Source organism: Nocardioides sp. S5-5, assembly GCF_054954065.1.
In genome coordinates this window covers 4363034-4384295 of the sequence record NZ_CP199913.1, presented here as the reverse complement: position 1 = coordinate 4384295, position 21262 = coordinate 4363034, and the positions used below count along the sequence as shown (strand labels likewise).

Below are 21262 nucleotides of genomic sequence, written 5' to 3'. Positions count from 1 at the left end.
TGTGGATAAACGCGAGTCAACCTACACAGAGCGCACCCCCTCGCGGGGGGCGTCTTACGTGTGACGCACGTCACTCGCCCCGAATCCGTGATGCCGACTCACCCCACGAGGTGGGCGCGCCCGGCGGTCGGCGGGCGCTGCCAGACGACCTCGAGCAGACCCTGGCGGTTCAGCCGGCGCCGGGTGACCAGCCACGAGGCAGCGGGCACGTCGGGTACGTCGGGTACGTCGACCGAGCCCAGCTCGTCGGCGCCGGTGACCACGAGGAGGTGGGTGGAGTCACGCTCCCCGAACAGGCCGACCGTGACGCCGGCACCCTCGGGTGCCGTCGTGACCGCGGAGAGGAGGACCTGGCCGAGCAGGGCGGCGGTGGCGTCGTCCGGTGCGTCCGTTCCGTCCCCGCGGATGGTCAGGTTCACCGATCGCGATCGGGCCTCGGTCAGGGAGTGGGCGAACCACCCGCTGAGGTGGACGATCTCCGGGTCGATCTGCACGACCTGGCGAAGGTGGTGCTCCTCGGCCGCACACCGGCGCTGGATGTCCGCGGAGCGGATGTCCTCCGTACCCGCGGCCATCCGTCGCAGGAGCGCGATCGAGCCGTCGAGCCCGGCGCCGGTCCACCGGGCTCGCGCGGCCATGGTCCGGGCGCGTGCGCTGGCCTCGGCGCGTGCGGTCCGCGCCTCGTGTCGAGCTCGCTCGGACTTCCGTGCGATCCAGCCGAGGCTTGCCGAGAACACCGCCCAGGCCCCGGTGATGGCAGCCTGGGGTGCGAGCCCGACCAGGACGAGGAGGACGGCCTCGGGGCCGTGCGGCCACGCGACGACCACGGCAGTGCCCACCGCGGCCCCCAACAGGCCGAGTGCGGCCTGCAACGGTCGCAGGGTGGCCGGCAGGGCGAGGAGGAGGGCGAAGAGGGCCGTGAGGCTCAGGCTCAGCCACTGGTCGACGGCCGCGGCACGGGGGTCGGCGGCCCTCAGCTCGAGCACGTAGACGATCGGGACGCTCGTTGCCACGACGGCCGCGCCCCACGGTGGCAGGTCGCGGTCGTGACGGCACGACCAGGCGCACAGGAGGCAGACCCCGACGAGGAGGGCGACGCTGAGGTGTGCCTCGAGGAGCCGCGGGTGGACGAGTGCCGTCGCCAGGCTCGCACCCGTCATGGCACTCGCCCATGCCCAGCCCGCGACCCGCCGCATTCGCCTGACCGGGTACGACGAGTCGTCCGTCGGCTCCGGTCCTCGTTCCGGCGCGTGGGCACGGCCTTGGTCGAGGGGGCAGGACAGCTGCACCGACGTGCCGGCGCCGGGTGCGCTGTGGATCGTCGTCGCCACATCCTGCTCCCGCGTCCGGGCGACCACCGACTGGGCCAGTCCGCCGCGCGGAGGCGGCGAGCGGTCGAAGCCGGCGCCGTCGTCGGACACCGTGATCACGAGATGCGAGGAGGTGCGGACGCACCTCACGTGGACCTGCTCGGCCCCGGAGTGCTTGGCCGCGTTGCGGACCAGCTCCTCGACGGCGGCTCCGATCGCCTCGGCGGCCTCGGCCGTGATCAAGGCCTCGTAGTGGGCGAGCTCGGGGTCGCTCATGCCCGTTCGGAGCACGGGCATGAGGAGACTCGCGCGCCCGATCGCGGCGGCGATGCCGTGCCCCGCGCCCCGGCGGCCCATCAGTCTCGCCTCCGCCCGGTCCGCGTCGTCGGCGCACCGGCGCCGGACGAGGGCCGGATCCGAGACGGCGCGGCCCCCGGAGGCGATCGCCGCGAGCGTGTTGATGACGGTGTCGTGCAGGACCCGTGCGTCCTCGGTCGCCTCGCGACTCGCGGATCTCACGGCGAGCACCCTGCGCCGCTCCTCCTCGGCGAGCCAGACCAGTCGGTCGGTGTCGCGGGCGAAGGCGTGCCCGGTACGGCGGAAGGCGCGGGCCGCGATGCTCACCGCGAGCGCGATGACCAGTGTGGTCGTCGCCGTACGAGGCCCCCACCCGGTACGGAGGAGCGCGATCGCCGCCACCAGGACCGTCGTGATCCCGACCGTGACGAGTGGCCAGCCCCGCCCGCGCACCATCAGCGTCGCGTTCCCGGGGAGCAGGCATGCGGTCCAGAAGAGGAACAGTGCGAAGGGCCCGTGCAGTGTGGAGAGTGCCTGCACCTCCATGACCACCAGCGCGGTCTGCACGACGTAGCAGGGCGCGACCGGCCAGCGGTGGACCAAGGTGGCCAGGGCCAGGAGGAGCTGCGCGGCGTGCGCGGCGACCAGGAGCGCGGGGGACACCTGCAGGCCGGGGGTGGCGAGGACCGTGAGGACGGAGATCGGCTGCCAGAGGACGATGGCCAGCAACAGCGCCGTGCGCACCGACTGCTCGAAGGCGTCCGTCACCCACCGTGCGGGCACCGTGGGGGCCGGTCCTGCCACGGAGCTCAACCGGCGGCGATGCCGTACATCCGATCGCCCGCGTCGCCCAGGCCGGGCACGATGTAGCCCTTCTCGTTGAGCCGTTCGTCCATCGCCGCGGTCACGATCGTCACCGGGATGGCGAGGTCGCCCAGCTCCCTCTCGAGGCGCGCGCAGCCCTCGGGCGCGGCGAGCAGACAGACCGCGGTGATGTGGTCGGCGCCGCGCTCGACCAGGAACCGGATCGCCGCCGCGAGGGTGCCGCCGGTGGCGAGCATCGGGTCGACCACGTAGCACTGGCGGCCGGACAGGTCCTCGGGCAGGCGCTCGGCGTAGGTCGTCGCCTCGAGGGTCTCCTCGTTGCGGACCATGCCCAAGAAGCCCACCTCGGCCGTCGGCAGCAGCCGGACCATGCCGTCGAGCATGCCGAGGCCCGCCCGCAGGATCGGTACGACGAGCGGACGCGGCGCGGCGAGCCGGGTGCCGGTCGTCGCGGCGACCGGGGTCTCGATCTCGGTCGCCTCGACGCGCACGTCGCGGGTGGCCTCGTAGGCCAGCAGGGTGACCAGCTCGTCGGCCAGGGACCGGAAGGTCGGGGAGTCGGTGTCCTTGTCGCGGAGCACGGTCAGCTTGTGGGCGACGAGGGGGTGATCCACGACCAGGGTGCGCATGGGAGGAGCCTAGGCCGTGTCTCCCCTTCCCCGGCGCCTGGCCATCGCACGCGCCGGACGACCTGGCCATCCACCGAGGAAGGGGAGACACGGCCCGGGCCCCCGCTCAGGCGCGGAGTCGAGCGAGCCCGAATGCGTCGCGGAACATGTTCTCGCGGCCCGCGGAATTCATCCCCGAATTCATCCCCGAATTCATCAGGGAATTCGACCGAGCGGCCGCGCGAATCGAAATTCGGTGCCCTGCATCGTGTCATCGCGACGTGCCATGATCCGTCCCGCTTGTCGGGAAGCGGAATTCGGCGGATGTCGTGGATGTGAGGAGGACCGGGCTCGTGGTCGAGGTGCAAGAGGGCGTACCCGCGTACTGGCGTGTGGCGATCGTCGAGGACCACCGGCTGCAGCGCCTGCGGACCGAGGAGCTCCTCGGCCGCCAGCCCGGGCTGCGGGTCGTGTACTCCAGCGAGACCCTCGACGAGCTGGTCGCCTGGATGGCCGGAGGCACGCCGCAGACGCTGCCGCACCTCGTCGTGCTCGACCTGGTCGTCGATCGTGGCCGCGACGCGGACCCGGCCGTCGTCGAGCGGCTGGTGCGCTCGGGTCTGCGCGTCCTGGTGCTCTCGGCGATGGCCTCGGTGCCGCTGGTCCGCGCGATGATCCGGGCCGGCGTGTCCGGGTTCGTGGGCAAGAGGGACACCGAGGAGGACATCATCGCCGCGGTGTGGGCGGTGCTTCGGCGTCGCCAGTGGATCACCCCCGAGCTGGCCAGCGTGATGGCCGGCGACGCCCAGCGGCCGCGGCTGAGCGACCAGGAGGAGCGCGCCCTGGTCCTCTACGCGTCCGGTCTGACCCTCGATGCCGTCGCCGTCGCGCTCGGGGTCAAGCGGGACACCGTCAAGAAGTACCTCGAGCGGGTGAAGGGGAAGTACGCCGAGGTGGGTCGCCCGGTGCGGACCAAGATCGACCTCAACCGGGAGGCGATCCGAGACGGGCTGATGTCGCCGGCGCCCGCCGACGGCGGGTCAGAGCTGAATTGATGTCTTTGACCCCTGAAAAGGGGTCAAGAATGTGGGGCGTCACCCGATGTCACCCGGTTATGTCCCCCTTTCGGGGGACATTTCATCGCCAGAATTGTTGAAGTCTGGAGTGGGCCTCAATAGCCCCACTAGCCTCCATGAGGATCTTTGGGATCACCCTGCTTTGTCCTCCCCCTCATCACCGAAGCGAGGAACTCGACGTGACGTCAGGACCTTCTGGGCGCGAACTGCTCCCGCGCCGCGCGGTCGCGCGACTGACGGCGCTCGCCGCGGTCGCGGCGGGTGCGGTGACCTTCAGCGTGGCCGGCCCGGCCGCCGTACCGGCCCAGGCCGCCAGCGGCGACGATGCACTCACCGTGCGCGTCATCCGCGACATGGGCGGCAACGGCCAGTACGACGCGGTGATCGACCTGCCCTTCGCCGGTGCCACGGTCACGGTGACCGACCCCTTCGGCACCAGCATCGACCTGGTGACCGACGCCAACGGTGTGGCGACGCTGCCCGCCGGCGACACCCGACTGGCCGGCGGCAAGTACCGCGTCAACGTGGCCAACCCCGACCCGACCCGCTTCGAGCCGGCCGTCGCGTCCTTCGACGACCCGGCGGACACCCCGTCGGCGGTCCGGCTGTCGTCGAACCAGGAGTTCGTCGACCTGACCGACGGCGATGTCGCGGTGACCACGGGCTTCTGGCGTCCGCGCGACTACTGCCAGTCGAACCCGCAGGTCGCCAACGCCTGCCAGCCCGGCATCTTCAACCATGCCGTCTCCAACGCGGTCGACACCAGCGCGCGCGACACCCTGTTCCTGAAGAACTACACGTCGGTCAGCTACGACGACATCGCCCAGTCGGCGGACACCCCCGGGGCCGGGATCGGCACCGGCACCGTCTACGGCATCGCCTACGACCGGGTCCGCAAGAACGTCTTCTCCGCGGCCTACGCGAAGCGGAACGGCGCCTACGGCTCGCTCGGCGCCGGCGGCATCTACGTCACCGACCCCGCGACGGGCCAGACCAAGGCGTTCGCGACGGTGCCCAACGCCGGCACCACGCCGCACGACTTCACCACCGTCGCCGACGGCGGCGACGAGGACGCCGCGTTCGCGGCCGTGGTCGGCAAGGAGTCGCTCGGCGCGATCGTCATGAGCGACGACTACTCCAAGCTCTTCGTCGTCAACATGGCGGACAAGAAGGTCTACGTCTACGACGCCACCGACACCTCCGGCGCGGCGGTCGCGCTGACCTCCTTCGCGATCCCGCAGCCCACGCCCGCATGCGCGAGCGCCGACGACTGGCGCCCGATGGGCCTCGGCGAGGACGAGGGCACCCTCTACGTCGGCGGCGTCTGCTCCGGTGAGACCGAGGCGACCACGGCCGACCCGCGTCCCGACTCGCTGCGGGCGGTGGTGCTGACCTTCGACGAGAACACCTACGCCCTGACCGGGCAGGCCATCGACAAGCAGCTGAACGACTACACCCGGGCGGGCGACGGCTACCACTGCATGGGCGACGCCGGCTGGTACGCCTGGAACACCGAGCTGTGGTGCGGCAACAACGGCCAGAACGCGCTCTCGACCCCGATGCTCGGCAAGATCGTCGTCGAGGCCAATGGTGACCTGGACCTCGCCTTCCGCGACCGCAACGGCGACATGGGCGGCGTCAACCTCGCTCGTGAGCGCGAGTCCGGCGGCACGGTCTACCCGTACACCCAGGTCGGTGGCGGTCTCAACAAGGCCTGCCGCGAGAACGGCGCCTACGTCCTGGACGTGGACGGCGGCTGTGGTGTCCCGGTGACCACGCCCAACGCGTCGTGGTTCTACGACACGACCACGGTCCACCCGCTGGGCACCTTCGCCGGCATGACCATGAGCCGGGCCGAGGTCGGCCTGATCATCGACGAGATGGACGGCGGCGGTGCGATCAACACCCAGGCGATCACCGTCAAGAACCGCGACACCGGCAACACGGTGCATGGTCAGACGATCGGTGAGGCCAGCGGCTTCGGCACCAACTACGGCAAGGGCCAGGGTCTGGCCGACATGGACGTCCTGTGCGACCTCGCGCCGATCCAGATCGGCAACCGGGTCTGGTACAACGACGCGGCGACCGGCTCGCAGAGCGCCGGCGAGCTGCCGGTGGTCGGCGCCACGGTCAACCTGTACGACGAGCAGGGCAACCTGGTCGCCACGACGGTGACCAACGACAAGGGCGAGTACTACTTCGACTCGCGCGAGTTCCCGGACATCGCCTACAACTCCGCGTACGTCATCAAGATGGACAACCCCGACGACTACGCGGCCGGCGCTCCGCTCGACCCCGCGGTCTGGCAGCTGACCAAGCCGGGCGCCGGCGAGGACGGCAACAAGGCGTCGATGGTGGACGGCTTCCCGACCGTTCCCGTCACCACGGGCGACCCGGGCGAGAACGACCACAGCTTCGACATCGGCTTCGCGCCGATCCCGAGCATCCACATCGTCAAGTACGACGGCCGCCTGGCCGGTCCTCCGGGCGGCGCCCTGTCGCACGCGAACAACCAGGCGTCGCCGACGGTCTACCAGGCGGGTGCGGACGGCATGACCGGTCCGCAGTCGGTGAAGATGATCGTCACCAACGACGGCTCGGCCGCGCTCGGCAACGTGAACGTCTCCGACCAGACGCTCAGCAAGCCGGCGATGACGGGTCTGACCTGTGACTTCTCGGCACTGGGCGGCCCGGCGTCGGGAACGACCTGGGGTGGCATCTTCGAGCCGGGCGACTCGTTCCCCTGCACCGGCTCGGTCAACCTGGAGGCCGGTGAGGACCATGGTGACGAGATCAAGGTCGTCGCCGAGCAGTTCAACCCGATCACCGGGCTGCCGGTGGCCGGGGCGGCTCCGGTGACCGACGCGGACCGCTACTACGCGACCACGGGCTACCACCCGGAGATCGTGATCACCAAGCGGGACAAGAAGACCGGGACCGAGGCCGACACCAAGAAGCAGGCGATGGTCTTCAAGCCGGGCAAGACCCGCAAGATCGAGATGCCTGCCACCAACGTCGGCACCGCTCCGGTCCACAACGTGAAGGTCAGTGACAAGACGCTCAAGGGCGCCAAGGTCACGAACTTCAAGTGCACCTTCCCGGACGGCTCGAAGGCCAAGGCGAACAAGAAGGGTGTGGTGACCTGGAAGGCCAGCTTCGGGGCGAACCCGACGACCTGGAAGCCGGGCGTCACCTTCGTCTGCACGGCCAAGCTCACCCTCAAGGCCAACGCTGCGCTGCACGCGGACAAGATCACCATCAAGGGTGTGGGTCCGAAGGGCGAGAAGCTGAAGGACAAGGACAAGTTCCACGCCAAGACCGGCGCGGTTGCGGGTACCCCGGCGACGGGTGCGCGTGTCCTGCCTGAGACCGTTCAGCAGTGATGACACGGCAGCGGCCACGGCGAGCACTCCTCGTCGTGGCCGCTGCCGTCTGCCTGGCTGCCTGCAGTGGTCAGCAGGCGGCGGCCCCACGGCAGGACGACCCGCGCCCGCTCTCGGACGCGCAGGCGCAGGCGCTGGCGGTGGTCCGGTTCAACAACTACTCCGCCGGGAGCATCCGGCTCGCGATCACGGCCCAGGGGACGGTGGACATGGACGCCGACGTCCTCGTCGACCTGCGGGCGGGCGCGGCGTACGGCACCTATCGGGCGAGTGACTCCGCGACCTCCGACCCGGTCGGCCAGGGCGTCATCGCCTGGAGCAGTGAGCAGGTCGGCACCGCGGCCGGCGACGACCCGGCGCAGGTGCCGAAGGCGACGGCGTGGACCCAGCGGGCGATGGACACCTCCCAGCCGCTCGACGTCGCCCTGGCGCTGGCCCTGCAGCTGGGCGACGACCGGCCGGAGAACCCGGCGCTGCTGCGCCAGAGCAGCGCCCGGCTGCTGCGGGTCGAGGGCAAGGGCGACGACCGGGTCTGGGTGATGACCGGTCCCGGCTCCGCGGACGGCAAGACCGAGTCGAGGACGACGTACTGGGTGGACACCACCGGTCACCTGCAGCGGATGGAGGCCCGGATCGGGGCCGGCGAGCCGGCGGTGTTCGAGGTCGAGGCGTCCGGCGCGGCCGACGAGATCCCCGGTAAGGTGCTGCGGTTCCTGAGGAGGAAGTGATGACCCGACGGGTTTCCGCAGCACTGCTCACGGCCCTGATGGCCGTGCTCCTGAGCGCCTGCGGCGCGGGTGAGGAGGGTCCCCCCCAGAGCTCCCCGCCCGCAGGCTCCCCCGTCGTCCGGGTGCCGCAGGATGCCCCGACGATCCAGAAGGGCGTCGACGCGGTCGCCGAGGGCGGCCTCGTCCTCGTCTCGCCCGGCACCTACCACGAGAGCGTGGTCGTGCGGACCGAGGACGTCACCGTGCGCGGCACCGACCGCAACCAGGTCGTCATCGACGGCGAGGGCATCCGCCCCCACGGCGTCGTCGGCATCGCCGACGGGGTGCGGGTCCAGAACCTCACCGTCCGCAACCACACCTTCTACGGCGTCCTGGTCACCGGGCTGCACGACGACAACGGTCCGCGCGCCAACAACGACGACGGCTACGAGAACTTCGACCCCGAGGAGTTCCCGCCGCTGCAGCGCTTCCAGATCGACCACGTGACGGCCGCCGACAACGGCCTCTACGGCATCTACGCGTTCGACGCCCAGCACGGCGTCATCCGCGACAACTACGCGAGCGGCTCGGCCGACAGCGGCTTCTACGTCGGCCAGTGCCGGGCCTGCGACATCCTCGTCACCGGCAACGTCGGCGAGCGCAACGCGGTCGGGTTCGAGAACGCCAACGCCTCCGAGCCGATGATGGTGGTCGGCAACCGGTTCAGCTCCAACCGGGTCGGGATGACCTTCCTGTCCGACTACCAGGAGGCCTTCATCCCCGAGACCGGCGACGTGGTGGCCGGCAACCTGGTCGTCGACAACGACCACGAGCAGACCCCGGCCCAGGCCGACGGCGGCTTCGGGATCGGGATCGGCATCTCCGGCGGCACCGAGAACCGGTTCGTCCGCAACCGGGTCGAGGGGCACCCCCGCACCGGCGTCGCCGTGGCCCACAACAGCGACCTGCCGGCGCTCGCCAACCAGTTCGACGGCAACGCGTACGACGGCAACCGGGTCGACTTCGCCGACATCTCCTCGTCCGCGACTCCCGGCGTCGGCAATTGCCCGGAGCCGGGGATCACCACCCTGCCGGCGAGTCTCGCCGGCGCGGCCTGCGACGGGTCGACCAAGGGGGCTGCCGTCGAGGCCGCCGCGCTCACCGCACTGGCCGCCGCGCCGGCCGGGATCAGCTTCCTGGAGGTGCCGATGCCGCCGGACCAGCCCGGCCTGACCGACGTCGAGCAGGTGCCCGAGCCGCTGCCGGCCACCGTGGCCATGCCCGACCTGGCGAGCATCCAGCTGCCGCCGCGCTCCCTGTTCGCCGACCTGCTGTGGGCGGCGTCGTGAACCGCCTGCGCCGCACCGCCGTGGCCGCGGCGCTCACGCTCGCGCTGGCGGGAGCCGCCGTCCCCGGTGCGTCCGGTGCCGAGTCCGAGGGGCGGGTGCGGACCGGCGTCACCTGCGCGGCACCGGCCGGCCCGTTCAAGCCGACCAAGGCCACCATCGCGGCGATCGGCCGATCGGTGGGAGTGGTTCGCGTGCGTCGTACCGCCTCCGGTGCGGTCGGCACGCCGCCGGTCTCCAAGCGCGGCAAGTGGCTGATGGGACTCGACCCGCAGGTGCGGCCCGGCGAGGGCGAGGGCACCGTGATCATGGCGGCGCACACCTGGCCCGACGACTCCGCGCTCGGCAACGCGCTGCTGCACTCGCTGCATGCGGGCGACCGGCTGGTGCTCACCAAGGGCGACGGGGCCAAGGTGGCCTGCTACCAGGTCACCAAGCGCAAGCAGTACCGCGCCGCCAAGGTCCCGCGGAAGAAGGCCTTCCGCTGGTGGGGACCGGAGCAGCTGGTGATCGTGGTCTGCTCGGGCAAGCGGCTCGGTCCGGGCCGCTGGTCCCACCGCACGATCTGGTACGCGACCCCCGTCTCCGACCGATGAGCGGCACCACCCGCCGCGGCCTGGTCGGCCTCGGGGTGGCGTCGGCGGTGGGTCTGGCCGCCTGCCGGGCCGCCGACGGCGATCCGGCCCCGAAGGCGGGGGCCGGCAGCTCCGGTCCCCGGGCCGTCGACCCGCACGGCGACCAGCAGGCCGGCATCGCCCGCCCGACCCTGCCGCAGGCCCATCTGGTCTCGCTCGTCCTCGACGTCGGCGACCGGCCGGGACCGCTGCTGCGCGATCTCGGCACGCTGATCGCCGAGCTGACCGACGCGGGCGTCCAGGGCGTCGCGCCCGGCGACCTCACGGTCACGGTGGGGATCGGACCGCGGCTGGTCGCGACGGTCGACCCCGCCCTGCCCGGCGCGAGCGCGCTGCCCGACTTCCGACGCGAGGAGATGGCCGACCGCGAGCGCGGCGGCGACCTGTGGGTGCAGGTCTGCGCCACCGACCCGCTCGTGGTGTCGATGGCGCTCACCTCCGTGCGCGAGCTCCTCGGCGCGCGGGCCACGCCGCGCTGGTCGCAGCGGGCCTGGCGCGGCCCCGCCGAGGCCACCTCGGACAAGGGGGTCGAGGCGGCCCGCAACGTCCAGGGCTTCCAGGACGGGATCATCGCGCCCCGCGGGACCGAGGAGCTCGACGAGTCGGTCTGGCTGGCCGGCCCGGAGCAGGTCGTGGGCGGCACGATCGCCGTCGTCCGCCGGTTCCGGATCGACGTCGACGCCTGGCGCGGACTGTCGACCGGTGAGCAGGAGGCCGCGGTCGGGCGGGTGCGGAGCACCTCGGTCCCGCTCTCCGGCGAGGGCGACCCGAACCTCACCGCCAAGACGCCCGACGGCAGCTATCTCATCCCGGCCGACGCCCATGTCCGGCGCGCGCACCCGCTCGACGTCGGCGTACCGATGATGCTGCGCCGCTCGTACTCCATCGACGAGCCGTCCCCGGGCCTGCTGTTCATCAGCTTCCAGAACACCCTGCGCGCATTCACCGCGACCATGCAGCGCCTCGACGAGTCCGACCGGATGATGGAGTTCGCCACCACCACCGCGTCGGGCACCTTCCTCGTGCTTCCCGGGCACTCCGCGACCCGCCCGCTCGGGTCGACTCTGTTCGGCTGATACCCGCAAGGCGGCGAAACCCTCTGGCCCTGTGACCGGTCCCGTGCCACGCTGGACGCATGACCGCCAGCTCGGCCATCGAATCCGTCGACTTCGCCGTCGCCGCCTATCGCGAGGAGGGCGTGTGGCAGGTCTCCGAGCTGTCGCCCGACCACGCGACCGACGTCGACACCCTCGCCACCGCGCTGCGCCGGTTCCCCGGTGACGGCGGCGCGGTCGGGCTGGTCGCCGTCGACGAGGACTTCTTCGTCGTCGTCCGCGTCGCCGGGCCGCGGACCCGGGTGATGCTGTCCGACATCACCGCAGCGACCGAGTGGGAGATGGCGGCGATCGTCGTGGAGCACCTCGGCCTGCCCCCGGTCGACGACGAGGACGATCCCGAGCCGGCCGGCGACCTCGAGCTGCTCAGCGACCTCGGCGTCGACGCGATGGACCTCGCCGCGATCCTCGACGACGACGAGCTGTACCCCGACGAGATGCTCTCCGAGATCGCCCGCGGCCTCGGCTTCGGCGACCTCTTCGACGACGCCGTCGGCCTGACCTCCGCGTGAGCGGGCCGCTGCGCCGCTGGGAGGAGCCGATGCGCGCGGCCCTCGCCCAGGCCCGCGCCGCGCTCGCCACCGGCGACGTCCCCATCGGTGCGGTCGTCGTCTCTCCCGAGGGTGCCGTCCTCGGCACCGGCCGCAACGTCCGCGAGCGCGACGCCGACCCGACCGGCCACGCCGAGGTCGTCGCCCTGCGTGAGGCGGCGGCCGCCCGCGGCGAGTGGCGGCTCACCGGCTGCACCCTCGTCGTCACCCTCGAGCCCTGCACCATGTGCGCCGGCGCCGCCGTCCTGTCCCGGGTCGACCGGGTCGTGTTCGGTGCGTACGACGCCAAGGCCGGCGCTGTCGGGTCGCTGTGGGACGTCGTACGCGACCGCCGGCTCAACCACCGCCCCGAGGTGGTCGCCGGGGTGTTGGCCGAGGAGTCGACTGCGCTGCTCGACGGCTTCTTCTCGGCCCAGCGCGGGACTATCGGAGGATGGCGGCCTCGGCGGCCAGCCGGCTGATCCGCGTCCAGTCGCCGGCGGCGACGGCGTCGGCGGGGGTGAGCCAGGTGCCGCCGACGCAGCCGACATTGGGCAGCGCGAGGTAGTCGGGGGCCGAGCCGGGCCGGATCCCGCCGGTGGGGCAGAACCGGGCCTGGGGGAGGGGACCCGCGACCGCCCTCAGGTACGCCGTCCCGCCGGCCGCCTCCGCGGGGAAGAACTTCATCTCCGTCACGCCCGTCTCCACGACGCTCAGCACCTCGGAGACCGTGGAGGTGCCGGGGAGGAAGGGCACGCCGGTGTCCCGCATCGCGCCCAGCAGGGCCGGCGTGTAGCCGGGGGAGACCAGGAAGCCCGCGCCGGCGGCCACCGCCGCGGCGGCCTGGCCGGGCGTGGTGACCGTCCCGGCGCCGAGCGCGATCTCGGGCACCTCGGCGGCGATCGCGCGGATCGCGTCGAGGGCGACGGGGGTGCGCAGGGTGAGCTCGAGGGCGGGCAGGCCGCCGTCGACGAGCGCCCGGGCCAGCGGTACGGCGCTGGCCAGTTCGTCGATGACGACCACCGGCAAGACGGGGACCAGGTCAAGAGGAGACAAGGGAGACCTCCGGGGCAGTGGGGACGGGGAAGATCGACGCGCCCTGGTCGGCCGGGCCGACGGTGGCGCGGAAGGCGGCGAACAGCTCGCGACCGGTGCCGGCCCAGGCGTCGCCGGCGGGAGCGGCCCCGACCGCCGGGCGCCCGGCCAGGTCGGCCGCGATCGAGAGCACCCCGGCGTCCGCGTCGAGCGTGACCACGTCGCCATCGCGCACCCGGGACAGCGGCCCGCCGAGGGCGGCCTCGGGGGTGACGTGGATGGCGGCGGGGACCTTGCCGGACGCGCCGGACATCCGGCCGTCGGTCACGAGCGCGACCCGCTGCCCCCGGTCCTGCAGGACGCCGAGCGCCGGGGTCAGCTTGTGCAGCTCGGGCATCCCGTTGGCGGCCGGCCCCTGGTACCTGATCACCGCCACCAGGTCGACGCCGTCCAGCTCGCCGGCGGCGAAGGCGGTCAGGAAGTCGTGCTGGTCGTCGAACACCCGCGCCGGCGCGGAGACCACCCGGTGCTCGACCGCGACGGCCGACGTCTTCACGACGCCGGTTCCGAGCGGCCCGCGCACCACCTTCAGCCCGCCGTCCACCGAGAACGGAGAGTCGGCCGGCCGCAGCACCTCCGGATCGAGGCTCGACGACGGGCCCGGCCGCCATGACAGCTCGCCGTCGGTCAGCACCGGCTCGGTCGCATAGCGTCGCAGCCCCCGGCCCACGATGGTCTCGACGTCCTCGTGCAGCAGCCCCGCGCCGAGCAGGGTGCGCACCAGGAGCCCGATCCCGCCCGCGGCGTGGAAGTGGTTCACGTCGGCCGCGCCGTTCGGGTACACCCGCGCCAGCAGGGGTACGACGGCCGACAGGTCCGCGAGGTCGTCCCAGCTGAGCAGGATCCCGGCCGCGCGGGCGATGGCGACCAGGTGCAGGGTGTGGTTGGTCGACCCGCCGCTGGCGAGCAGTGCGACACAGGCGTTGAGCACGACCCGCTCGTCGACCTGCTCGCCGATCCCCGGCGTCGAGCCCGCGGCCCGGCGTACCGCCACGGCGGCGGCCTCCCGGGTGAGCGCCTCGCGCAGCGGTGTGTCCGGGTTGACGAAGGAGGAGCCCGGCAGGTGCAGGCCCATCACCTCCATCAGCAGCTGGTTGGAGTTGGCGGTGCCGTAGAAGGTGCAGGTCCCCTTGGAGTGGTACGACGCGGCCTCGGCCGCGAGCAGCTCCTCGCGCCCGGCCTTGCCCTCGGCGTAGGCCTGTCGCACCCGGGCCTTCTCGCCGTTCGGCAGGCCGGAGGTCATCGGTCCGGCGGGCACGAACACGGTCGGCAGGTGCCCGAACGACAAGGCCCCGATCAGCAGCCCGGGCACGATCTTGTCGCACACACCGAGCAGCAGTGCCGCGTCGAACATGTCGTGGGAGAGCGCGATCGCGGTCGACATGGCGATCACGTCGCGGCTGTAGAGCGAGAGCTGCATGCCGTCGCGGCCCTGGGTGATCCCGTCGCACATCGCGGGCACGCCGCCCGCGACCTGCGCGAGCCCGCCCGCACGGATCACCGCGTCCTTGAGCACGGGCGGGTACGCGCCGTACGGCTGATGCGCGGAGAGCATGTCGTTGTAGCTGGTGACGATCGCCAGGTTGGGCTTCTGGCCACGGGCCAGCTCGGTCTTCGCGCCGCCCTCGGCCGCGGCGAAGCCGTGCGCGAGGTTGGCACAGGCCAGCCGGCCGCGCGCGGGTCCGCGGACGGCGGCGGCCCGGACCCGGTCGAGGTACGCCGACCGGCTCGTCGCGCTGCGCTCGACGAGCCGCCGGGTGACCTCGGCGAGGACGGGGTGCAGGTCACTCATCGGCCGACCTCCTGCCAGGCGCGGCCGTCCCGAGCAAGCAGGCGGTCGGCAGCCGCGGGACCGGCGGTGCCGGGGTGGTAGTGGAGCGGCTCGACGGCGGCCTCCCGCCACCGGTCGAGGATCGGCTCCACCCAGCCCCAGGCGGCCTCCACCTCGTCGCGGCGCATGAACAGCGTGGGGACGCCGCGCATCACGTCACGAAGCAGGCGCTCGTAGGGTTCGGGGCTGCGCTCGTCGAAGGCGTCCGCCCAGGCGAGGTCGAGGGACGCGGGGTGCAGCCGGATGCCGCCCGGGCCGGGGTGCTTGGCGGTGAGGTGCAGCTGCATGCCCTCGTCGGGCTGCATCCGGATGGTCAGCCGGTTGGGCGTCGTGACGCCCTCGCTGTCGGGGAACATCGCGTGCGGCGGCTCCTTGAACACCACCTCGATCGTCGACTCCTGGCGGGCCAGCCGCTTGCCGGTGCGCAGGTAGAAGGGCACACCGGACCAGCGCCAGTTCTGCACCTCGGCCCGCAGCGCGACGAAGGTCTCGGTGGTGCTGGGGTGTCCCAGCTCGGTTCCGTACGTCGAGTACTGGCCGCGCACCGTGGCCCGGTCGACGTCCGCCCCGGTGAGCGGTGCGAGGGCGCGCAGCACCTTGAGCTTCTCGTCACGGACGGCGTCGTGCGCGTCCCCGCCGACGACCCCGCCGACGCGGGCGGGCGGCTCCATCGCGACCAGGCAGAGCAGCTGCAGCAGGTGGTTCTGCACCATGTCCCGCAGCGCGCCGGCCCGGTCGTAGTAGTCGCCGCGGTCCTCGACGCCGAGGGTCTCGGCGACGGTGATCTGGACGTGGTCGACCCAGCGGGAGTTCCAGATCGGCTCGAGGAAGACGTTGGCGAAGCGGGTGACGAGCAGGTTCTGCACGCTCTCCTTGCCGAGGTAGTGGTCGATCCGGAAGATCTGCCGCTCCTCGAAGACCCGGGCGACGGCGTCGTTGACCTGGCGCGAGGAGGCGAGGTCGGCGCCGATCGGCTTCTCGAGCACGACCCGGCACCGCGGGGTGACCAGGCCGAGGTCGTCGAGCCGCTCGCAGAGGGCGCCGAACAGGTCGGAGCCGACGGCGAGGTAGTGGATCCGGGTCGCCTCCTCGCCGGCCGGGCGGTCCTTGAGCAGGCCGTGCAGCCGATCCCAGTCGTGGGCGGAGCCGATGTCGAGCGTGAGGTGGTGCAGGTGGGCGGTGAGCCGGTGCAGCGCGCCGGCCTCGAGGTGGTCCTCGGTGACGTGCTCGAAGAGCGCGTGGGTGACGAGGTCGCGGTAGCCGGCGTCGTCGAGCGGGGTGCGGGAGACGCCGATGATCCGGGTGCCGGCGGGGAGCTGGCGGCGGCGCTCCTGCTCGTAGAGGCCGGGCAGGAGCTTGCGCAGGGCGAGGTCGCCGGTGCCGCCGAAGACGGTGAAGTCGCAAGGGGGAAGCACGAGGTCGGGTGCGGTCACCTGTGCAACGGTAGTGCGCAAGAGTGACTTGTGAAAGTCATGCTTATGACTTTTTCAGGACAAAGTGGACGGGGTTTAGAGTTCGGAGGCATGACGGAGGTGCGGCAGCCGGTCGGTCGCGACACGGCGACGGCGGGCGAGCTGTTCGCGCTGGTGCGCGCCGGCCGCGCCGCGACCCGCGCCGACCTCACCCGGCTGACCGGCCTGTCCCGCACCGCGGTGGTCGCCCGGGTCGGCGCGCTCGGCGAGGCCGGCCTGCTCCGGGTCGGGGCCGACCTCGCGTCTACCGGCGGCCGGCCCCCGGGCAGCCTCACGCTGGCGGCCGACGCCGGCTCGGTGCTCGCCGTCGCGATCGGCCGCTCCCGCTCCCAGGTCGCCGTCTTCGACCTCGCCGGCACCGAGCTCGCCACCTCCGCCGTCGACCACGAGGTCGGCGCCGGACCCGACCTGGTGATGCCCGGCGTCGCCGACCAGCTCGCGCGGCTGATCGGCGCCGGCACCCCGCCCGTCCTGGGCATCGGCCTGTCGCTGCCCGGCGCGGTCGACACCGAGCGCGGGGTCAGCGTCGACACGCCGGTCATCGCCGGCTGGGACGGCATCCCGCTGGCGCCGTACCTCACCGCGGTGGCCGACGCCCCGCTGTTCCTCGCCAACGACGCCGACATCCTGGCCCGCTCGGAGTACCTCGGCCACGCCGCCCAGGCCCGCGATCTGCTGGTGCTCAAGGCCTCCACGGGCCTGGGCCTCGGCGTCGTCGCCGACGGCCGGATCGTCAGCGGCGCCCTCGGCGCGGCCGGCGACCTCGGCCACACCAAGGTCCCGGAGGCCGCGGGGCGGCCGTGCCGCTGCGGCGACGTCGGCTGCCTCGAGACGATCGCCGCCGGCTGGGCGCTGGTCGCCCGGCTGCGGGAGGAGGGGCGCGACGTCGAGCACGTCCGCGACCTGGTCGCCCACGCCCTCGCCGGCGACCCGGAGGCCAAGCAGCTGCTGCGCGAGAGCGGCCGGATGGTCGGCGAGCTGCTCGCCGTCGCCATCAACCTGCTCAACCCGCGCGCGGTGGTCCTCGGCGGCGACATGGCCGCGGCGTACGACGTCTACGCGGCCGGCGTGCGGGAGGCGGTCTATGCGCGCTCCTCCGCACTGGCGACCCGGGAGCTGCGGTTCCTGCCGGCGACGTACGGCGACCGGGCCGGCCTCGTCGGGTGCGCCGCCCTGGCGCTCGACGAGGTGCTCAGCCCGGCCGCCGTCGACGCCCGCCTGCGCCGTCAGGCCTGAGCCTGCTCCACCTCCGCGTCGGTCAGCAGCCGGGAGCGGATCAGGAAGCGCACGCCGTACGGCGCCTCCAGGGAGAAGCCCGCGCCGCGACCAGGGACGACGTCGATGGTGAGGTGGGTGTGCGACCAGTACTCGAACTGCGCCCTCGACATCCAGACCGGGACCTTGCGCTCGAGCCCGATGTCGAGGTCGCCCAGGTGGACGTCGGCGTCGCCCAGCAGGAACTCGCCGTCGGGGTAGCACATCGGGGCGGACCCGTCGCAGCAGCCGCCGGACTGGTGGAACATCACCGGGCCGTGCGCCTCGGTGAGGCGGCGGACCAGGTCCGCAGCCTCACCGGTGACTGCCACGCGGTCCATCAGAAGAAGCCGAGCGCGTCCGGGCTGTAGGACACCAGCAGGTTCTTGGTCTGCTGGTAGTGGTCGAGCATCATCTTGTGGTTCTCGCGGCCGATGCCGGACTGCTTGTAGCCGCCGAACGCCGCACCGGCGGGGTAGAGGTGGTAGCAGTTCGTCCACACCCGGCCGGCCTTGATCTCGCGGCCGGCGCGGTAGGCCTGCGAGCCGTCGCGGGTCCACACGCCGGCGCCGAGGCCGTAGAGGGTGTCGTTGGCGACCTTGAGGGCGTCCGCCTCCTCGTCGAAGCCGGTGAGCGAGACGACCGGGCCGAAGATCTCCTCCTGGAAGATCCGCATCGAGTTGTCGCCCTCGAACACGGTCGGCGTGACGTAGTAGCCCTCCGCGAGGTCACCCTCGAGGATGTTGCGCTCGCCGCCGGTGAGGAGCTTGGCGCCCTCCTCCTTGCCGATCTCCAGGTACGACAGGATCTTCTCGAGCTGGTCGTTGGACGCCTGCGCGCCGATCATCGTGGTGTCGTCGAGCGGGTTGCCCTGCTTGACCTTCTCGACGCGGGCGATGGCGTCGTGGACGAAGTCGGAGTAGATGCTGCGCTGGACGAGGGCCCGCGACGGGCAGGTGCAGACCTCGCCCTGGTTGAGCGCGAACATGGTGAAGCCCTCGAGCGCCTTGTCGTAGAAGGCGTCCCGCTCGGCCGCGACCGAGTCGAAGAAGATGTTCGGGCTCTTGCCGCCGAGCTCGAGGGTGACCGGGATGATGTTCTGGCTGGCGTACTGCATGATCAGCCGCCCGGTCGTGGTCTCGCCGGTGAAGGCCACCTTCGCGACGCGGGACGACGACGCGAGCGGCTTGCCGGCCTCGACGCCGAAGCCGTTGACCACGTTGACCACGCCCGCGGGGAGCAGGTCGCCGACCAGCTCGACCAGCTTGAGGATCGACCACGGGGTCTGCTCGGCCGGCTTCAGTACGACGGCGTTGCCGGCCGCCAGCGCGGGCGCGAGCTTCCACACGGCCATCAGGATGGGGAAGTTCCACGGGATGATCTGGCCGACGACGCCGAGCGGCTCGTGGAAGTGGTACGCCACCGTGGTCTCGTCGAGCTCGCCCGCCGAGCCCTCCTGGGCCCGCAGCACGCCGGCGAAGTAGCGGAAGTGGTCGACCGCGAGCGGGATGTCGGCGGCCAGGGTCTCGCGGACCGGCTTGCCGTTCTCCCAGGTCTCGGCCACCGCGATCTCGGTCAGGTTCGCCTCGATCACGTCGGCGATCTTGTTGAGGATGTTGGCCCGCTCGGTGGGCGACGTCCGGCCCCACGCGGGCGCGGCGGCGTGCGCGGCGTCGAGGGCGGCCTCGATGTCCTCGGCGGTGCCGCGCGCGATCTCGGTGAACGCCTTGCCGTTGACCGGCGAGATGTTCTCGAAGTAGTTGCCCTTCGCCGGCGCCACCCACTGGCCGCCGATGTAGTGGTCGTAGCGGCTGGCGACGGAGACGAGGGAGTCGGGCTGTCCGGGGGCGGCGTACACGGTCATGGTCTGCTCCAAGCGATGTCGGGAGGTGTCGTGATCGTCGGTGTGACGGCGGTCACGACGCTAGGCAGCGTCACGTTGCAGGTCCGTTGCGCTCCGGAGGTCGGGGGAGGTTGAGGGAGGTCGAGGAGGTCGCGCAGCGACCGTCACGACACCCCCGGGTCAGCCGAGCTCGGCGTCGAGGCGCGCGATCTGCCCCTCGACCAGTGCCCGCATCGGCGACGCCACTGGTACGACGGCCCGCTGGGCCAGCCACATGTCGTAGTCGTCGCGCCCCCATCCCGAGCGGGTCCAGGTCGACATCAGGTCGGCCGCGCCCGAGCGCAGCAGCGCCTGCCGCAGCGTGGCCGCCAGCGACTCGCGCAGCCGTACGACGCCCGGTGCGGTCGAGCGCGGCAGCACCGGTCCGCCGTACCCCCGCATGGCGCTGCGCAGGTCGCCCGCCGCGAGCTGCGCCTCGACCGCCAGCCAGTCGCCGGTGACCGGCGCCGTGAGGCGGTACGGGCGTGAGGCGAGCAGCCCGTCGCCCAGCAGGCCGCGCAGCCGGTTCAGCTCGGCGCGCAGGGTCGACGTACCGCCGTCCTCCTCGTAGAGCAGCACGCCGAGCTCGTCGCCGGTCAGGCCGGCGGGGGAGGCGGCGAGCAGCGCGAGGATCTCGCTGTGGCGACGTGACAGGCGCAGCCGGCTGAGCCTGCCGCGGCCGTCGTCCACCGTCACCAGCGCCTCGTTGTGGCCGAGCAGCTCGAGCAGGAGGCGCAGCCCGGTGGGGTGGTCGGCGACCGGCGGGGGCGGCGGCAGGTGGCGGGCCAGCTCGGCCTCGGCCAGACGCGCGGCGGCGCGCACCATCGCCATCGTCTGCGGTACGACGATCTCGTCCCCGCCGGTCACGTCGAGCACCCCCAGCACCTGGCTGGTCCCCGGGTCGTGGATCGGCGTCGCCGCGCAGCTCCAGGACCGGACCGACGAGCGGAAGTGCTCGTCGCGGGTGACCACCGCGTCCCGCCCGGTCGCCAGCGCGAGCCCCGGCGCATTGGTGCCGGCCAGCCGCTCGTCCCAGTTGCTGCCCTCGACGAAGCCGATCCGCTCGGCCTCGCGCAGCCGCTCCGGCGTACCGCACACCCACAGCAAGGTGCCCTCCGCGTCGGCCAGCGCCATCACCGCCCCGCAGTCGCGCACCTCCCGTCCCAGCACGTCGTCGAGCAGCGGGAACACCCGCGCCAGCGCATGCGCCTCGCGCTGCCCGCGCAGGTCCGGCGTCTCCAGGGCGATCGGCGCCTCGCGCTGGGTGACGTCCACGCCGGCGGCCGCGGAGCGCTCCCAGGACGCGGCGACCTCCGCGCGCATGCCGCGCGCGCTCCCGTCGGTCGGTACAGGGGTCACGGTATCTCTCCCACGTGACGAGCGTCTCTCGGAACGACGATGACGGGCAGAGGTTGCAACCAGGTTGCATCGGGGAGTGCCGAGTGGCGGGAGGGTACCGGGATTTCGGACCGCCGTCGCCGCTCCGGTACTGTCTTCCGCGGTGACGTGTCCGAGCGGCCTAAGGAGAACGCCTCGAAAGCGTTTGTGGGCGCAAGTCCACCGAGGGTTCAAATCCCTCCGTCACCGCCATGGCCTACGGATGAAAGTTCGTAGCCCGACAGACGAAAGTCTGACGAGAGCCACCTGAGGTCCGAGAAGCCGGCCCGAGGGTGGCTCTCGGCGTCTCAGGTGCGGCTCAGCCTCGGTGGGTCGCCGGTGCGCTTGTCGCGGGCTACGTACAGGTGGTCCTTGTCGGGATCGACGGTGAGCTCGCCGAGGAGCCCGCCGAACGACGTCGCGGAACGGGCCCGTGGCCAGGTCACGGATTGATCACGCTTCGCATCGGCCGTACGCCGATCTGGGGCCTCGGGCCGCACCAGACCCGCGATTCGCCCT

General features: G+C 72.4%; 18 protein-coding genes and 1 tRNA gene. 10 read left to right on the top strand and 9 right to left on the bottom strand.

What is annotated here, in order from left to right:
* Positions 1–98: 98 nt before the first annotated feature.
* Positions 99–2411 (bottom strand): sensor histidine kinase, encoded by a 2313-nt coding sequence (locus ACUP6Y_RS21250; RefSeq protein WP_462552928.1) that lies wholly within the window; start codon positions 2409–2411, stop codon positions 99–101.
* A 5-nt stretch (positions 2412–2416) separates the two neighbouring features.
* Entirely contained in the window at positions 2417–3061 is a 645-nt protein-coding gene (gene upp, locus ACUP6Y_RS21245; RefSeq protein WP_462552926.1) for a uracil phosphoribosyltransferase, read from the bottom strand.
* Positions 3062–3393: 332 nt separating this feature from the next.
* Between upp and ACUP6Y_RS21240 the strand changes: the two genes are divergently transcribed.
* The 8 genes from ACUP6Y_RS21240 to ACUP6Y_RS21205 all read left to right on the top strand — a co-directional run bounded on the left by ACUP6Y_RS21240 (position 3394) and on the right by ACUP6Y_RS21205 (position 12314).
* Positions 3394–4095: a response regulator gene (locus ACUP6Y_RS21240; RefSeq protein WP_462552924.1), complete on the top strand. Its 702-nt coding sequence runs from the start codon at positions 3394–3396 to the stop codon at positions 4093–4095.
* 200 nt (positions 4096–4295) lie between these two features.
* The gene (locus tag ACUP6Y_RS21235) at positions 4296–7499 is read left to right on the top strand and encodes an SdrD B-like domain-containing protein (protein ID WP_462552923.1); all 3204 of its coding nucleotides are present in this window, start codon (positions 4296–4298) and stop codon (positions 7497–7499) included.
* A gap of 35 nt (positions 7500–7534) precedes the next feature.
* The gene (locus tag ACUP6Y_RS21230) at positions 7535–8227 is read left to right on the top strand and encodes a hypothetical protein (protein ID WP_462552922.1); all 693 of its coding nucleotides are present in this window, start codon (positions 7535–7537) and stop codon (positions 8225–8227) included.
* Complete coding sequence (locus ACUP6Y_RS21225; RefSeq protein WP_462552920.1) at positions 8227–9555, top strand: right-handed parallel beta-helix repeat-containing protein; 1329 nt, start codon at positions 8227–8229, stop codon at positions 9553–9555. The genes ACUP6Y_RS21230 and ACUP6Y_RS21225 overlap by 1 nt, the downstream gene beginning before the upstream one ends.
* The gene (locus ACUP6Y_RS21220; protein WP_462552918.1) at positions 9552–10148 is read left to right on the top strand and encodes a class F sortase; all 597 of its coding nucleotides are present in this window, start codon (positions 9552–9554) and stop codon (positions 10146–10148) included. The genes ACUP6Y_RS21225 and ACUP6Y_RS21220 overlap by 4 nt, the downstream gene beginning before the upstream one ends.
* Positions 10145–11263, top strand: coding sequence for a Dyp-type peroxidase (locus tag ACUP6Y_RS21215; RefSeq protein WP_462552916.1), 1119 nt, complete (start codon positions 10145–10147; stop codon positions 11261–11263). Before ACUP6Y_RS21220 ends, ACUP6Y_RS21215 begins: the two co-directional genes overlap by 4 nt.
* Positions 11264–11322: 59 nt before the next feature.
* Positions 11323–11814: a tRNA adenosine deaminase-associated protein gene (locus tag ACUP6Y_RS21210; protein WP_462552915.1), complete on the top strand. Its 492-nt coding sequence runs from the start codon at positions 11323–11325 to the stop codon at positions 11812–11814.
* A gap of 29 nt (positions 11815–11843) precedes the next feature.
* Positions 11844–12314: a nucleoside deaminase gene (locus tag ACUP6Y_RS21205; protein ID WP_462556792.1), complete on the top strand. Its 471-nt coding sequence runs from the start codon at positions 11844–11846 to the stop codon at positions 12312–12314.
* Here the strand turns inward: ACUP6Y_RS21205 and eda are convergent.
* Genes eda through zwf form a run of 3 tightly spaced genes read right to left on the bottom strand, consistent with a single transcriptional unit; the run spans position 12277 to position 16191 of the window.
* On the bottom strand, positions 12277–12888 hold the full coding sequence (gene eda / locus ACUP6Y_RS21200; protein ID WP_462552914.1) for a bifunctional 4-hydroxy-2-oxoglutarate aldolase/2-dehydro-3-deoxy-phosphogluconate aldolase: 612 nt from the start codon (positions 12886–12888) through the stop codon (positions 12277–12279). The two genes, ACUP6Y_RS21205 and eda, sit on opposite strands and share 38 nt — an antisense overlap.
* Positions 12875–14719, bottom strand: a complete 1845-nt coding sequence (edd, locus tag ACUP6Y_RS21195; protein WP_462552912.1) for a phosphogluconate dehydratase — start codon at positions 14717–14719, stop codon at positions 12875–12877. Before edd ends, eda begins: the two co-directional genes overlap by 14 nt.
* A complete protein-coding gene (gene zwf, locus ACUP6Y_RS21190) occupies positions 14716–16191 on the bottom strand; it encodes a glucose-6-phosphate dehydrogenase (RefSeq protein ID WP_462552911.1) in 1476 nt (491 codons plus the stop codon). The genes edd and zwf overlap by 4 nt, the downstream gene beginning before the upstream one ends.
* A gap of 90 nt (positions 16192–16281) precedes the next feature.
* Here zwf and ACUP6Y_RS21185 point away from each other — a divergent pair, with 90 nt between their 5' ends.
* Positions 16282–17466 carry an ROK family protein gene (locus ACUP6Y_RS21185; RefSeq protein ID WP_462552910.1) on the top strand — a complete coding sequence of 395 codons (1185 nt, stop codon included), beginning with the start codon at positions 16282–16284 and terminating at the stop codon, positions 17464–17466.
* Here ACUP6Y_RS21185 and ACUP6Y_RS21180 read toward each other — a convergent pair.
* The 3 genes from ACUP6Y_RS21180 to ACUP6Y_RS21170 form a co-directional block, all read right to left on the bottom strand.
* Complete coding sequence (locus ACUP6Y_RS21180; protein ID WP_462552909.1) at positions 17457–17825, bottom strand: DUF779 domain-containing protein; 369 nt, start codon at positions 17823–17825, stop codon at positions 17457–17459. The two genes, ACUP6Y_RS21185 and ACUP6Y_RS21180, sit on opposite strands and share 10 nt — an antisense overlap.
* Positions 17825–19348, bottom strand: coding sequence for an acetaldehyde dehydrogenase ExaC (gene exaC / locus ACUP6Y_RS21175; protein WP_462552907.1), 1524 nt, complete (start codon positions 19346–19348; stop codon positions 17825–17827). Before exaC ends, ACUP6Y_RS21180 begins: the two co-directional genes overlap by 1 nt.
* Before the next feature lie 159 nt (positions 19349–19507).
* Complete coding sequence (locus ACUP6Y_RS21170) at positions 19508–20725, bottom strand: GAF domain-containing protein (protein ID WP_462552906.1); 1218 nt, start codon at positions 20723–20725, stop codon at positions 19508–19510.
* A gap of 141 nt (positions 20726–20866) precedes the next feature.
* Here ACUP6Y_RS21170 and ACUP6Y_RS21165 point away from each other — a divergent pair.
* Positions 20867–20956: transfer RNA gene (locus tag ACUP6Y_RS21165), tRNA-Ser, on the top strand.
* A 95-nt stretch (positions 20957–21051) separates the two neighbouring features.
* On the opposite strand, the gene ACUP6Y_RS21160 is transcribed toward ACUP6Y_RS21165, so the two are convergent.
* Positions 21052–21189, bottom strand: a complete 138-nt coding sequence (locus tag ACUP6Y_RS21160) for a hypothetical protein (RefSeq protein ID WP_462552905.1) — start codon at positions 21187–21189, stop codon at positions 21052–21054.
* Positions 21190–21262 lie beyond the last annotated feature (73 nt).

Excerpts from the sequence above, each read along its gene's own strand:
- upp (WP_462552926.1), bottom strand. The coding sequence starts at position 3,061 with ATGCGCACCCTGGTCGTGGATCACCCCCTCGTCGCCCACAAGCTGACC.
- ACUP6Y_RS21225 (WP_462552920.1), top strand. The coding sequence starts at position 8,227 with ATGACCCGACGGGTTTCCGCAGCACTGCTCACGGCCCTGATGGCCGTG.
- ACUP6Y_RS21215 (WP_462552916.1), top strand. The coding sequence starts at position 10,145 with ATGAGCGGCACCACCCGCCGCGGCCTGGTCGGCCTCGGGGTGGCGTCG.
- ACUP6Y_RS21210 (WP_462552915.1), top strand. The coding sequence starts at position 11,323 with ATGACCGCCAGCTCGGCCATCGAATCCGTCGACTTCGCCGTCGCCGCC.
- ACUP6Y_RS21205 (WP_462556792.1), top strand. The coding sequence starts at position 11,844 with ATGCGCGCGGCCCTCGCCCAGGCCCGCGCCGCGCTCGCCACCGGCGAC.
- edd (WP_462552912.1), bottom strand. The coding sequence starts at position 14,719 with ATGAGTGACCTGCACCCCGTCCTCGCCGAGGTCACCCGGCGGCTCGTC.
- ACUP6Y_RS21185 (WP_462552910.1), top strand. The coding sequence starts at position 16,282 with ATGACGGAGGTGCGGCAGCCGGTCGGTCGCGACACGGCGACGGCGGGC.
- ACUP6Y_RS21180 (WP_462552909.1), bottom strand. The coding sequence starts at position 17,825 with ATGGACCGCGTGGCAGTCACCGGTGAGGCTGCGGACCTGGTCCGCCGC.
- exaC (WP_462552907.1), bottom strand. The coding sequence starts at position 19,348 with ATGACCGTGTACGCCGCCCCCGGACAGCCCGACTCCCTCGTCTCCGTC.